Raw genomic sequence first — 13652 nt, 5'->3', positions numbered from 1 at the left:
TCGCTTTTGTTGTAGAGTGAATGCTAGATGTGAATATTAGATATCGAAAAGGCGAAAATGCAGAAATACAAAAACACCTCTCCCAAGATCGAATGTCTATCATAAAAAATAGATACTCTATGACTCCCTCTAGTCAACCCCTAGTCTCCCTCTACTCTAAAGCGTAGTGTCAGCCAGTTGTAGCCGTAGTGCTAGCGGTGTGTGAGCGATTTTATATGGAAAAAGATGGGAAACACACCGGTGGTAAGTAAGTGTCTTAGTATGTATGACATAAAGTTAATATACTGTCACCATTCTCCCTTAGCTTCTTTGCTCATTAGCCTCTTAGCTATAAAAGTAACTTTCAATTACTCAAATTATAAATTAACTAAGTCTCGAGTCCTCATTGTTGAGATTGCGGATCAGGTCCGCAATGACGGTAGAGAATCGAGTAAACAATCCCAAACAACTATGAAAGAGAACTTGTAAATGAGCTTATTCTAAATAGTTAATCACTTTCTGCAAGAGAAACTCAACAATCCGTATTACTAAACTAGGTTTTGCAACCTCAGATTGGAATTCTACAAACTTGTCTACGGATTTCTACAAGTAAAAAACTACTACAATTTACGATGCTTTCAACGGGATGTTGAGGGCGGAGCGTTAAAGAAATGTCTAGTAGACATTTATAGCGAACGAGCCAGCTGGCGTTTGGCTATAGGATGAACTATGTTTTTAAAAAGGAGACAGTAGACAGGGGACGAGGGGGCAGAGCGTTAATGAAATGTCTAGTGGACAGTTATTAGGAGACTGGAGCAGTAGACTGAAAGTAGGAGACGATAATGATTAATCAGATATCAGCTTCTTTGCTTCTAACTCCAGCACGCCTGCTAGCTCCGTCGCTATTTTAGTCTACTAGACTAAAACTTTACGCTCGACCCTGCTCCTTTGCTTCTTCGCAAATTTGCGCATTCACGCATTCACAGATTCACAAATTTGTGCATTCACGTATAACAAATCAACATTACAAAGAAATCAACCATTCTTAGCTCCTTTGCTTTTTAGCTATTTAAAAAAATACAATCAATATGACATTTAGAAATTTAAAAAACAGTATGATACTAATTCTAGTAATCATAAGTGGAGCAATCTATGCTCAGAAAAAAGAAACAGTAACTATAACAGGAAAAATAACCGTTAAAGACACGGGTAAACCACCAATAGGAATCATAACTATAGCCGAAAAAGGAGTAGCTGATTATTGGGCAGATGGAGATAATATAGGAACTAACAGACACACTTTTGTAGAGAAAGATGGGTCTTATAAATTCACCATAAACAAAGGAGGAACAATAGTTATCCAAGATGGATTTAATAGATATATGCCAACAACCATTCGCAATATCAACGAGAATCAAACTAAAGACTTGTTTTTTAGACTTAGCAAAAGAACTAATCCCCCTGCTTATCCAGCCAATGAACTAACCGATTTTGAAAAGAAAATAGATATCCACAAACGCATCAAGATTAGTGGAAAAATAACCGATCCAAGTGGTAAACCGATTGGTAATGCTACCATAGCTCAATTTGATGTCTATGGAGAAAGGGTTCCTGGAAATATAGCTCATACTACCTCTGCTAAAGATGGCAAATATGAATATACCGTTCTGAAAGGTGGTCGTATTGCTATTGTATCTCAAGGTTTTGAAATGAAACAATTCACTGCTACGAAGGATACTGTTATCAATGTGAAAATGATGAGAGTTAATCCTTTTAAATAGCTTGAATAGGGGACGGAAATTAGGAGACAGTAGATAGAAAATAGGGGAATGAGAAAAGTAATCAGAGCTTAACTTCTTTGCTTCTTACTCCAGCACGCCTGCTGGCTCCATCGCTATTTTAGTCTACTAGACTAAAACTTTACGCTCGGCCCTGCCTCTTCGCTCCTTTGCAAATCAACAAATTTACGCATTCGCGCATCAACCAATCAACATTTATAATTATGAAAAACAAATACAACACAGGCTATCTCGGCTTACTGTGGGTCTGCTTTTGTTTCTCTACTTCCATCTTTGCACAGGAAATCATCACTGTGCAGGGAAAGGTAGAAGACTCCGAAGGACCACTTATAGGCGTAACGGTTCTTATTAAAGGAACACAATCCGCAACAGTTACTGGCAGTAATGGAACTTTTAGAATAAAAGCACCCAAAGGAGCTAGTTTGCTCTTTGAATATATGGGATACACTTCCCAAGAAAGAGAGGTTACCTCACCCATTATGAATATAAAACTAAATCAAAACACAGAGTCTCTTAAAGAGATTACCATTAATACTGGATACTACTCTGTGAAGGAAAGAGAACAGACAGGAAGTATTGCGAGAATCACCGCTAAGGACTTAGAATTAAGCCCTGTGGTAAATCCACTGCAAGCATTGCAAGGAAGAATGCCAGGTGTTCATATCACCCAAAACACGGGTATTGCAGGTGGTGGATTTAAAGTAGAAATTCGAGGTAGGAATAGTTTGGGATCTTCTAATACAGCCTCAAACTTTCCTATGTATATAATTGATGGTGTTCCTATGACAGATACCTCTATTCTAAATGGTTCAGGACTATCGATGGGTCTTTTTAAAAATTCGATGAGTTTACTTAACAACATCAACTCCAAAGATATTGAGTCTATTGAGATTCTAAAAGATGCCGATGCTACAGCTATTTACGGCTCTCGTGGTGCTAATGGCGTGGTGTTGATTACCACCAAGAAAGGAATCGCAGGAAAAACGCGTTTTACTGTTAATTCTTCAACGAGCTTCTCAAAAGTAGCCAAGTTCATGAATATGATGAATACGCAGCAGTTCAACCAAATGAGAGACGAGGCTTTTGCTAATGATGGAATTACTGTACCACCTCCTTACGAATACGATATGGTTAGAACTTGGGATAGAAACCGATACACCGATTGGCAAAAAGAATTGATTGGTGGAACGGCAATCAGCAAAGATCTTTCCTTAGGAGTTTCGGGTGGTAATGATTTTACTCGATTTAACGTGAATCTAGCGCATGGTGAGAACGGTACGGTTTTCCCACAATCGGGTAAAGGTTTCGTTAGAAACTCGGCTTTAATTAACTTAAATCACCGTTCCAAAGACGATAAATGGAACATTAATGTGGCAACTAATTATTCGGTATCAACCAACGATTTACCATCTGCGGATTTAACCACCCCTTCTTTATTTTTACCTCCTAATGCTCCTTCTTTATATCAAGCAGATGGTAGTTTAAACTGGCAGAATGGAACCTTTGAAAATCCACTTGCTCAATTGAAAAAAACCTATGATAGTGAAGCTAGAATGTTGGTGCTCAACACACAAATAGCTTATAAAATTGCACCTTCAACGAGTTTTAAACTCAACGCAGGTATAACCACCAATAACTTAGAGGAACGGGTATTAACTCCACATACAATCTATAACCCTATTGCAAATTTCACGAGTGAACGTTCAAAATCCCAAGAAGCTAGCAATAATTCTAACTCTTTTATCATAGAACCTCAGCTCCATTGGGAGAAAAAATGGGGAGTGCATGCTTTGAAAGCCTTGGTTGGGGGTACTGTTCAATCCAACCATTCAAATATTTCTAGCATTACGGGTTCTAACTTTAGCTCCAATGCTTTTATAACGAATATAGGCTTGGCAAAGACAAAGACCATCAACAAAATTGGAAGTAGTCAATACAAATATGCTGCGCTCTTTGTGCGTTTGAACTATGCCTATAATGACAAATATATTCTAAACATTACAGGGAGACGAGACGGTTCGAGTCGTTTTGGAGAGAATAACAAATTCGGAAATTTTGGTGCGGTAGGTGTAGCTTGGATTTTCTCTAAAGAGTCTTTTGCTAAAAACTTGTCATGGTTGAATTTTGGTAAGTTGAGAGGTAGTTATGGAACTACGGGTTCTGACAATGTAGGGGATTATATGTATTTGGACACTTACACAGCTACAACTGCACTCTATGATGGATTAGCGGGCTTATACCCTTCTCGTCTCTATAACCCCAACTATAGTTGGGAAAAAACCACCAAACTAGAAGCTGCTTTGGAGTTCGGTTTGTTTAAAGATAGAGTCAATGCTAGCGTGGCATGGTATCAAAACCGTTCTTCCAATCAGCTTATTGCCATACAACTTCCTAAAATTACAGGGTTTCCTTCGGTAACCGACAATTTTGGAGCTACAGTTCAAAACAGGGGTTGGGAGTTTACTCTAAACACTTCTAATCTTCAAAAGGCAAACTGGAATTGGACCACTAATTTTAATATCTCCCTTCCTGAAAACAAACTTACCTCCTTTCCTGGACTTGAAGAATCTACTTACAAGAACAGATACGTTATTGGAAAGAGTATCAATATAGTTGGCGTTTATAATTACGAAGGAATCGATCCAAACTCAGGGCTTTATAAATTCACAGATTACGATCAAAACAATCTGATCAACGCTTCTGACAAAAAAGTTTTTAAAGAAGTAGAAATGAAATTTCATGGAGGGCTTCAAAACACTATTTCTTATAAAAACTTTAGTTTAGACTTTTTGTTTCAATTCGTAAAACAAACGAATTACAATTACGACAAAGTGATGACAGTTCCGGGGTTACTATCTTCCAATTATCCAGTAGAAGCCATCAATCGTTGGACACCTACCACTCCAAACGGAAATTATACAGCAGCTACTACAAGTAATTCAAATGCATTCGAGCAAATTACCACTATGTGGGAAAGCAATCGAGCCATTAGCGATGCGTCTTTTATTCGCTTCAAAAACCTGTCCCTTGCCTATCAGTATTCATTTCCTAAACTAGGGGTAGAAATGATTCGTTTATACGTTCAAGCACAGAATCTATGGACTTGGACTAACTATTACGGTATCGACCCCGAGTTTACGAATATAGGCAACCTACCTCCTCTTCGCGCTATTTCCTTTGGTGCTCAACTCACTTTCTAAAAAATAATATTATAATGAAAACCATACACCTAATCCTAAAGAAAGGCCTAGGTATAGGAATCCTATGCCTAAGCCTAACAGCCTGTGAAGAATTGGTGGATATCGATCTACCCAACAATCAGCTCAACACCGAAGATGTGTACTCCGATCCTTACTCTACTAAATTGGCGCTTTCCAATTTATATTCCAACCTCAGAGAAACTCCTCTGTTTTATGGAGGTTCTGGTTTGAGTTACGATCTTGGAAAATACACTGATGAATTGGAATCTTTTCAACAAAATGATTATATTTATCTAAATAGCATAAACGCTTCCTCTTCCCCCACCCATAAATATTGGGATGAATCCTACACCAACCTTTATCAAATCAATGCTTTTATAGAAGGTGTGATCGCTTCCACTGCTATTGAAGAAAATACTAAAAATGCCTATTTAGGGGAAGCTTATTTTTTAAGAGCTTTATACTATCATTATTTGTGTCAACTCTATGGTGACCTACCTTATATCACCACCACCGATTATAAAGTCAATAGTAGGATTGCTAAAATACCGTACTTACAAGTGTTAGACTTGGTGGAAAAAGATTTAAAAGTCGCTTTAGATCTCTTGGAAAACAACTACCGTCATTCCGATCGAATTTACCCTAACAAAGCAGTTGTAGAACTGGTTCTAGCAAAAAACTATTTGTTGAAAAAGCGCTATGATTTAGCAGAAACCTATGCTCAAAATGTGTTGGACAATCCGCTTTATGCTTTGGAAACAGATCTAGATAAGGTATTTAAAAAGAATGCTCGTTCTACGCTATGGCAAATGAGCCCTTCTTACATAGCCGAATACATTACTTACAGCTATGAAGCGGACACTTATATAATCGAGTCCTTACCTCCTACCAATGTGGCTTTATCCTTTAACCTAACAAGTTCTTTTGTACCTGAAGATTTACGACTACAGCATTGGAGTAGAAAAATCACAGATGGTATAAATTCTTATTGGTATGCCTATAAGTATAAAAATAAAAGCTACAACACCGATGAATTCTCCATTCGCTTTCGACTAGAAGAGGCTTACTTTATAAAAGCGGAAGCCCTCACCTATCAAGAAAAGGTGAGCGAGGCGGTGGATGTATTAAATGAAATTAGAACAAAAAGAGGACTAACCCCACTTCCTAACACTTTAAGTAAAACTGATTTTATTGCAGAGCTTTTAGACGAATACCAACGGGAGTTTTTTACCGAAGGTGGACATCGCTTTTGGGATTTAAAACGAAATAATAGATTACAAATTCTAGAAACAGCGAAACTCAATTGGGAAGCCAAACACGCTTTACTACCGATTCCAGAATCAGAAATTTTGATGAATGAAAACCTAAAACCACAGAATCATGGGTATTAAAAAACTCGTTTTTCTACTACTTTCATTTTGTTGTTCCACTATCTCGTTGGCTGTTCAAAGAGATAGTATTTCAATTGACCCGAGATGGAACTATTGGCATGTAGATGCTATTGCTCCCAATGGTAATTGGACGTTTGTTTATCAAATTTATCCAAACAATTTAAACCATAACAAAGCTTATGCGGTACACACAGACACTAAACAAAAAGTGGAAGTCACGGCTATTGGCCTGACTCAATTTACTAATAACGATTTTCTGATTGGAAAAAAGGAGTTAGAAACCGTTGAAGTGAATCTTACTTCTGAGAAGCAAAATTCTTTAGGAGTTTTAAAGCAACAAGATTGGATAGAAGACAATCAAACGCTTTGTTATATCACAGAGCAAAACGAATTGGTTTTAAAAAAATATTCGAAGAAAGGCTCTCAAATCATTTGGTGCAAAAAGGGAATTTCTAAATATCACCTCAACCCCGCCAAAACACGTCTACTTTATCAAAAAGAAGGAAATACAATTCTTTTTCAATTAGATTTAAAAACCTTAGAGGAAAAGCAATTAGTAGATATAACAGAAACTTTGCCTTACCAACTAGAATGGAATTCCCAAGAAAATGCTATTGCTCTATCACTTAAAGAAAAAGATATTCTCTATATAGATGCTAAAAAAGGAGTTTCTAGATTCATTGAACTACCCAAAGCAAATGCCTCTATCTCAGAAGTTCAAATTAGCTTTTTTACAAATGACGATTTCTATATCTCTTATAGAATCGACCATGCTACAAAAGACCCCACCAAAGATTATTTGGATATATGGAATGGAAACGACCGACAATTGAAATACAAAGTATTGGAAAAGAAAGAAGGAGATTTAAAAGCCTTTATTTACAATCAATCCACTGACAAACTAAAAGAACTTCCACGAAGTTACAAATATGAATATTTAAACATTGGAATCCCTAATTACCTATTGGTTTATGACCCCTTAGAGCTGCAAGACTATTCACAAGTATTTGAAAACGTACGCTATCGAATCTTGGATCTAAAAACAATGCAAGAAAAAGGGGATTTGGCTACAGCTGTTAACTTCCAAAGTCTTTATAACAAAGCACCAAACGGCAAGTTTCTTCTCTATCCAAATAAAGATATTTGGGAGGTTTATGATTTTGAAAGTCACAAAAGAACTATCATTCCACATACCGATACACGCTCCACTCCATTTTGGACGGAGGATTCTAAATCTATTTTCTATCAGGATGGACAAAATATTTTAGCCTACAACCTAGAAAATCAACAAACAAAAGCAATTACCAACTTCAAGGAAAAAAACCGCTTTAGGTTTGTAAATACCATTAGAAAACCCAACAGCACTTTTGTAGTCTCTAATAATCCCTTTATATTTTCTTCACATATTGAAGATTACAAGACCTCCTATTACAGTTTGTTTAAAAACAAAATCACGAAACTAGTTGACTCATCCGAAAACAAACTCAATACTCAATATTTGAACAATGGAGTATCCAAAGATCGAAAAACAGTCGTTTGGACGGAAGAAAACTACAATTTACCACAGACGGTTAAAGTTTATAGAAACGAAAAAGTAAGCACACTCTTAGAACCTGAAGTCCCAACAGAACTATACAGCTGGAGAAAGCAAAAAGTGATTCATTACAAAGACAAATTCGGAGTTGATTTGTCGGGAATTTTATGGTATCCTAAAGATTACAACTCAATTAAAAAATATCCAATGGTTACTTGGATTTACGAGCGATTAGGTTATTTACGTTCGGAATTTAAAATACCAAGCTTATTCAATCAAAGTGGCTTTAATAGAGCTTTAAAAAACGACGAAGGATATTTTGTTTTTATGCCCGACACCTACGTTTCTGAAGAGGGACCTGGGCTTTCAGCCGTGGAATGCGTGACCAAAGGCATTGAAGTCATAACAGCAATGGAACCTTCGATTGACAAAACCAAACTAGGCTTAATTGGAACCTCCTTTGGAGGCTATGAGACTAGCTTTATATTAGGAAATTCAAAGTTATTTGCCGCAGGAATAAGCGGAGCTGGAATCCATGATTTAATCAACTTTACTTATGAATACAATTATAACCTAAGAATACCGAATTGGTATCGTGTTGAAGGACCCCAACAAGATTTAAGAGAGACTTTTGACAAAAATCCTTCTAAATATTACAACAACTCGCCGATTCATTTTGCACAAAACTTTGAAACTCCTATGTTATTATGGACGGGGCTAAAAGATTACAATGTTCATTGGGAGCAAACGAGACATATGTATATTGCATTACAGCGTTATAAAAAGTCAGTAATTGCACTTTTTTACAAAAACGCAGGACATAGTCTTTCCGTTAATAATGAACAAAAAGATTTAACCATAAAAGTATTAGATTGGTTTAATTATTATTTGATAGAGAAAAAAGAGACTGAGTGGATCAACAAAGGAGTTAATTACAATACCTACTAAAAAAGACGCCCTAAAAGGGCGTCTAATAAATATTTATTACGGAATTTCTTTGTAAAGAGGCGTAATACAACTCCATACATTCGTAATCGGATTTTTAACAGCAATATACAAATGCCTGATAATTCCTCCAACGGTTACGGTACATTGATCTGCAGTCTGATCTATTGTACAATCACTAGGTAGTGGTCCAGTATATTGAACACAATTCCCCAAAGAATCTACATAGCCAAACCCCATTTGAAGTGTTTCTGGAGCTTCCTCCGTTACTACTTCTATTTCAACCACTTTTTTAACTGGTTCTGTTGGTGGGTTATTGTCCATCGCGAACCCACTTGCGATTGCCATACCGAAAACAACTGTTGACAGCAGGGTGTTTTTAAAAATATTTTTCATATCTTTAGTATTAGATTAATTTGAGTGATGAGAACTCTTCTCGTGCTCGGTGTTTGAGCTTTTACGAAAAAGCTCGAAAATTACATTTTAAAGGTTAAACATTTTTTTAATGCGAGACCGGAAGGCTTTTGGTAATATTGCCGTATTACTGAAAGCCTTTTTTTATGCTCGTCTAATCAACTTAATACCAAAATTCAGAACTTTTTTTCATATATACAATACGTATAAATACTATAAGTAGTGTTAAAGTTTTGATTTAGAATAAATTAAAAAAAAACTATCATCTCTTCACAAATATCTTGTAACCCCGCAACCCTTCTTCTTATCCCCTTTGCTTCTTATCCCCCTTTCTTCTTAGTCTCTTTTCTTCTTAGCCCCCTTTCTTCTTAGTCTCTTTTCTTCTTAGTCTCTTTTCTTCTTAGTCTCTTTGCTTCTTATCCCCCTTCTTCTTAGCCCCCTTTCTTCTTAGTCTCTTTTCTTCTTAGTCTCTTTTCTTCTTAGTCTCTTTTCTTATTAGCCCCTTTGCTTCTTAGCTTCTTTGCTTCTTAGCTTCTTAGCCTCTTTGCTTCTTCGCCTCTTTGCTTCTTAGCCCCTTTGCTTCTTCGCCCCTTTGCTTCTTATCCCCTTTGCTTCTTATCCCCTTTGCTTCTTATCCCCTTTGCTTCTTATCCCCTTTGCTTCTTATCCCCTTTGCTTCTTAGCCCCTTTGCTTCTTAGCCCCTTTGCTTCTTCGCCTCTTTGCCTATTTACAAATCAACGAATAACCGCATTCACAAATAACCCTCTAACAATACTCACAAAAAAGTGCGTAAAAAATTATGTCATATCGAAATGATTTGATATTTTTATACAAACCAATTATTATAAATTATGAAAAAATTAATTTTCACACTTGTCGGAGTGTGTGCCCTAGGATTGTCTTCATTTGCAAGTACAACTACAGGAGATCAAAATCCTAACTACAACCTTTTAAGTGCTAAATATCCTTATGAGATTGTGGTAATGAAACCGATTCAAATGAGTGGTAACACTCATGGATTTCAATTCCTAGTAAGAGAAACAGGTTGCGGAACCGATACTTATGTAAACAACAGAATACAACAATTAAGAAATCAATATGCTGCGCCAGGAGTAATAGTGATGAACAAACTTCTAGGTACTGATGGAATACCGAGAACACCATGTCCACGCGATATACCTTATCCTGGAGATTTTGAAAAAGTGATTGAAGATCCAATTATCATAACACCACCTAATAAACAATTTTAAATTACAATTAAACCCCAACTAACTTACTATACGTTGGGGTTTTCTATTTTTATTACATCAACTTAAAACAATATAGTCACTTTTCTTTTCTCCCTCGTCAATTCTTTACTTTTCCTTAAAGCCATCCCTTCTACTGATCCGTCGCTATTTTAGTCTACTAGACCAAAACTTAATGCTCACCCCTTCTTCTTTGCTTCTTAGCCCCTTTGCTTCTTTGCCTCTTTTCTTCTTAGCACCTTTGTTTCTTTGCCCCTTTGCTTCTTAGCCCCTTTGCTTCTTAGCCTATTTACAAATTCACGAATTACCAAATCAACGAATAACCGCATTCACAAATAACCCTCTAACAATACTCACAAAAAAGTGCGTAAAAAACTATGTCATATCGAAATGATTTGGTATTTTTATAGAAACCTATAACTATAAATTATGAAAAAACTAATTTTCACACTTGTCGGAGTGTGTACCCTAGGATTGTCTTCATTTGCAAGTACAACTACAACTAACGATCAATTTCCTCCTGGTAATTGGGGAATTCCTGAATATCCTTACGAATTAGTAGTGATGAAACCTATTAAAATTGAAGGAAGTAACTATCATGGATATCAATTCGTAGTTAGAGAAAAAGGTTGTGGAACTGACTCTTATGTGAACAATAGATTACAACAGTTAAGAAATCAATATGCAGGACCTGGAGTAATAATCATGAATGAAGTTTTAACTATAGTTGGAGAACCTAGAGTTTCTTGTAATGGTGTGATAGTATATCCTATACCTTTCCCTGGTGATGTAATTCTAGAACCAATCAAAGTAAAACCTTAAATAAACACTTAGATTACAAATAAACACTTAGATTACTTTTAAACCCCAACTATCTTATTATATACGTTGGGGTTTTCTATTTTCACTATATTTATATAACAACAAAACACTTTTCATTATTAATATAAATATTATGAAAACAGACCAAAACAAACGTGCTGTGAATGCTATTTTAGCTGAATATGAAAGGGCTTTAAATGAATTGCAATATGTTATTGTTCCAATCTCTAATAAAGACTTAGCCGCTACTATCGACCCACACACCTCTGATCCCAATGGCAAGTCCATTCGAAATATACTAGCGCATGTTATAGGTTCAGCCTTTTCTTATGCTATATACATTCGAGAATCTATAGATCATGCTATTCCTCGTCCAGGATTAAGACATAGAGATACAGCCTTAGAATATATCCGTGATTTGGATGAAGTAATAGTATTTACAAGAGACACTTTCAAAACTATTTACGATTATAGCCTCGAGAAATTCGACTATCCCGATAAAATAAAAACAAAATGGGGACAGTCCTATGACATTGAACAAATGATGGAACACGCAATTGTTCATGTATTGCGACATAGAAGACAAATTGAAATAGCTAAAGAGCGATTATGCTAAGGAGTATAGAATTGATCCATTTTATTTTCTCCCTTAAAATAAAAAAAGCGGATTGCTCAAAATAGAACAACCCGCTTTTATAACTAAATTATGTTAGTTACTCTCTTATCAAAAAAAAACACCCTATCAATGTTGCTGATGAGTCTTTCTATATTGAAGAGGAGTTACACCAGTATGCCTTTTAAAAAATCTTCCAAAATAAGACTCTTCATTAAAATTAAGCATAACCGCTATCATAGAAACTGTAGCATTTGTTTGAATTAATCTAGACTTAGCCTCATCGATTAACTGATTTTGAATAAAATAACTCGCAGGAAAATCAGTAACCTCTTTCACCACATCATTTAAATAATGAGGATGCACATGAAGTAAATTCGCATATTCATCCACCCGCTTCATTTCGATTATATGCTGTTTAATCAACAACTGAAACTGAGCAACCAACTGCTCTTTTCGCGATAACTCAAAAGTAATATCAGGAGTCTTCTTGGTATAGATTCTTTCAGCCTCTAATAAAATAATATTCAAAAACATTCTAACCAACAAATCACCATTAAATGATTCCCTCTGACATAATTCACTACTCATCTTCCAAAAAAGATGTTCCATCATAGTAGCTTCCCTATCATTCAATTCAACAAAAGGATCCTTGGTCAATTGGAAAAAAGGAAAACTATTCAACCTAATTTGGTTTTTGATACAAAGCAAAAAATAATCAGAATCAAATAAACACATAACCCCTTTCAAATCTTTACTCCACTGCTCAATACTATGCAATTGATTTTCTGCTATGAAATACATCATATTTGAACAAAAAGTATGCTGATGACGTCCAATCGTCTCTACCATCTGTCCCTCAGTAACAAGAACTACAGTATAAAACTTTTTCCTAGATTGACTACCAACAAAAGAATTGGAAACCATTTGCAGATTTTCTAATGAAAAAACTTCCAGAAAACCACTTTCACCGCGAAAAGGAGCACATTCTGAACACTCCAAAGAAACATCCTCATCACCAAAGAAATGATCTCTAAAATCTTGGGTAGACTTAATTTCGGTAATAGATTTCGTTTTCTTCATAAACCCAAAACTTTTAAACACCTCAAAATTAATAACTTTTAAAGATAATTCTTAACACCCTTTTAAACTTTCTATTATTTATTAAAAAGCAATAGAAGATTTACAAAATACAAAACAAGAAGCTAATTATAACACCTGTCACATACAAACCTACCCCATAAGCTGTATGAGCTTGTAAACTACGCAACCTAGCTATATTTGGTTTAGGAGTCTTAGAAGCCGTAATTCCAAAACCAAAAGCAGGTTGCATCATAAAAAAAGGAGCAACTGTTGTCAACACACCAAGAATCAACGCAGGCAAGAAAGAGGGATTACAAACCCAATCAATCCCAGTCAATAACAGCAACAAAAAAGCAAAAGCAACACCAATCATATAATGAGCACACCACCCTATTACTCTTTCATACTCAATCTTTGAAGCAACCATAATATTTGGATGACGATACATACCCTTATTAAAATGTCCAATCCACCTCCCTAGTAGAGCATAGTCCAAAGAAGGAATTTGAAAAACTCTTTTGATAAACACAGCATATAAATCCATAAATAGTGTAGCCCCAACACCAAGCAACAAAGAAAACCATAGAAAATCAACATTCATAAACATCTCGACTTATTTTAAAA

General features: G+C 35.8%; 10 protein-coding genes. 7 read left to right on the top strand and 3 right to left on the bottom strand.

Going from position 1 to position 13652, the window contains the following annotated elements; translation table 11 throughout:
• The first annotated feature begins 1067 nt into the window (after window positions 1–1067).
• From BM024_RS05125 to BM024_RS05110, 4 genes are all read left to right on the top strand, one after another.
• A complete protein-coding gene (locus BM024_RS05125; RefSeq protein ID WP_090678386.1) occupies window positions 1068–1760 on the top strand; it encodes a peptidase associated/transthyretin-like domain-containing protein in 693 nt (230 codons plus the stop codon).
• A gap of 221 nt (window positions 1761–1981) precedes the next feature.
• Window positions 1982–4978, top strand: coding sequence for a SusC/RagA family TonB-linked outer membrane protein (locus BM024_RS05120; RefSeq protein WP_090678385.1), 2997 nt, complete (start codon window positions 1982–1984; stop codon window positions 4976–4978).
• 14 nt (window positions 4979–4992) lie between these two features.
• A complete protein-coding gene (locus BM024_RS05115; RefSeq protein WP_090678384.1) occupies window positions 4993–6369 on the top strand; it encodes a RagB/SusD family nutrient uptake outer membrane protein in 1377 nt (458 codons plus the stop codon).
• Window positions 6359–8851 carry an alpha/beta hydrolase family protein gene (locus tag BM024_RS05110; protein WP_090678383.1) on the top strand — a complete coding sequence of 831 codons (2493 nt, stop codon included), beginning with the start codon at window positions 6359–6361 and terminating at the stop codon, window positions 8849–8851. Before BM024_RS05115 ends, BM024_RS05110 begins: the two co-directional genes overlap by 11 nt.
• Window positions 8852–8887: 36 nt before the next feature.
• On the opposite strand, the gene BM024_RS05105 is transcribed toward BM024_RS05110, so the two are convergent.
• Window positions 8888–9244 carry a hypothetical protein gene (locus tag BM024_RS05105; protein ID WP_143077721.1) on the bottom strand — a complete coding sequence of 119 codons (357 nt, stop codon included), beginning with the start codon at window positions 9242–9244 and terminating at the stop codon, window positions 8888–8890.
• A gap of 870 nt (window positions 9245–10114) precedes the next feature.
• On the opposite strand from BM024_RS05105, the gene BM024_RS05100 reads away from it, so the two are divergent.
• The 3 genes from BM024_RS05100 to BM024_RS05090 all read left to right on the top strand — a co-directional run bounded on the left by BM024_RS05100 (window position 10115) and on the right by BM024_RS05090 (window position 11948).
• Entirely contained in the window at window positions 10115–10513 is a 399-nt protein-coding gene (locus tag BM024_RS05100) for a hypothetical protein (RefSeq protein ID WP_090678381.1), read from the top strand.
• A gap of 426 nt (window positions 10514–10939) precedes the next feature.
• Entirely contained in the window at window positions 10940–11332 is a 393-nt protein-coding gene (locus tag BM024_RS05095) for a hypothetical protein (protein WP_090678380.1), read from the top strand.
• Window positions 11333–11465: 133 nt separating this feature from the next.
• Window positions 11466–11948 carry a hypothetical protein gene (locus BM024_RS05090; protein ID WP_090678379.1) on the top strand — a complete coding sequence of 161 codons (483 nt, stop codon included), beginning with the start codon at window positions 11466–11468 and terminating at the stop codon, window positions 11946–11948.
• A 126-nt stretch (window positions 11949–12074) separates the two neighbouring features.
• Here BM024_RS05090 and BM024_RS05085 read toward each other — a convergent pair whose 3' ends face one another.
• Entirely contained in the window at window positions 12075–13028 is a 954-nt protein-coding gene (locus BM024_RS05085; RefSeq protein ID WP_090678378.1) for a helix-turn-helix domain-containing protein, read from the bottom strand.
• A gap of 100 nt (window positions 13029–13128) precedes the next feature.
• Complete coding sequence (locus BM024_RS05080) at window positions 13129–13635, bottom strand: DUF2938 domain-containing protein (RefSeq protein WP_090678377.1); 507 nt, start codon at window positions 13633–13635, stop codon at window positions 13129–13131.
• Window positions 13636–13652 lie beyond the last annotated feature (17 nt).

Origin of the sequence: Myroides guanonis (assembly GCF_900114085.1) — a bacterium.
GTDB lineage: Bacteria > Bacteroidota > Bacteroidia > Flavobacteriales > Flavobacteriaceae > Flavobacterium > Flavobacterium guanonis.
The sequence above is the reverse complement of the archived record's forward strand: the minus strand, read 5'-3'. Positions and strand labels throughout refer to the sequence as shown.

Excerpts from the sequence above, each read along its gene's own strand:
- BM024_RS05125 (WP_090678386.1), top strand. The coding sequence starts at position 1,068 with ATGACATTTAGAAATTTAAAAAACAGTATGATACTAATTCTAGTAATC.
- BM024_RS05120 (WP_090678385.1), top strand. The coding sequence starts at position 1,982 with ATGAAAAACAAATACAACACAGGCTATCTCGGCTTACTGTGGGTCTGC.
- BM024_RS05115 (WP_090678384.1), top strand. The coding sequence starts at position 4,993 with ATGAAAACCATACACCTAATCCTAAAGAAAGGCCTAGGTATAGGAATC.
- BM024_RS05110 (WP_090678383.1), top strand. The coding sequence starts at position 6,359 with ATGGGTATTAAAAAACTCGTTTTTCTACTACTTTCATTTTGTTGTTCC.
- BM024_RS05105 (WP_143077721.1), bottom strand. The coding sequence starts at position 9,244 with ATGAAAAATATTTTTAAAAACACCCTGCTGTCAACAGTTGTTTTCGGT.
- BM024_RS05100 (WP_090678381.1), top strand. The coding sequence starts at position 10,115 with ATGAAAAAATTAATTTTCACACTTGTCGGAGTGTGTGCCCTAGGATTG.
- BM024_RS05095 (WP_090678380.1), top strand. The coding sequence starts at position 10,940 with ATGAAAAAACTAATTTTCACACTTGTCGGAGTGTGTACCCTAGGATTG.
- BM024_RS05090 (WP_090678379.1), top strand. The coding sequence starts at position 11,466 with ATGAAAACAGACCAAAACAAACGTGCTGTGAATGCTATTTTAGCTGAA.
- BM024_RS05085 (WP_090678378.1), bottom strand. The coding sequence starts at position 13,028 with ATGAAGAAAACGAAATCTATTACCGAAATTAAGTCTACCCAAGATTTT.
- BM024_RS05080 (WP_090678377.1), bottom strand. The coding sequence starts at position 13,635 with ATGTTTATGAATGTTGATTTTCTATGGTTTTCTTTGTTGCTTGGTGTT.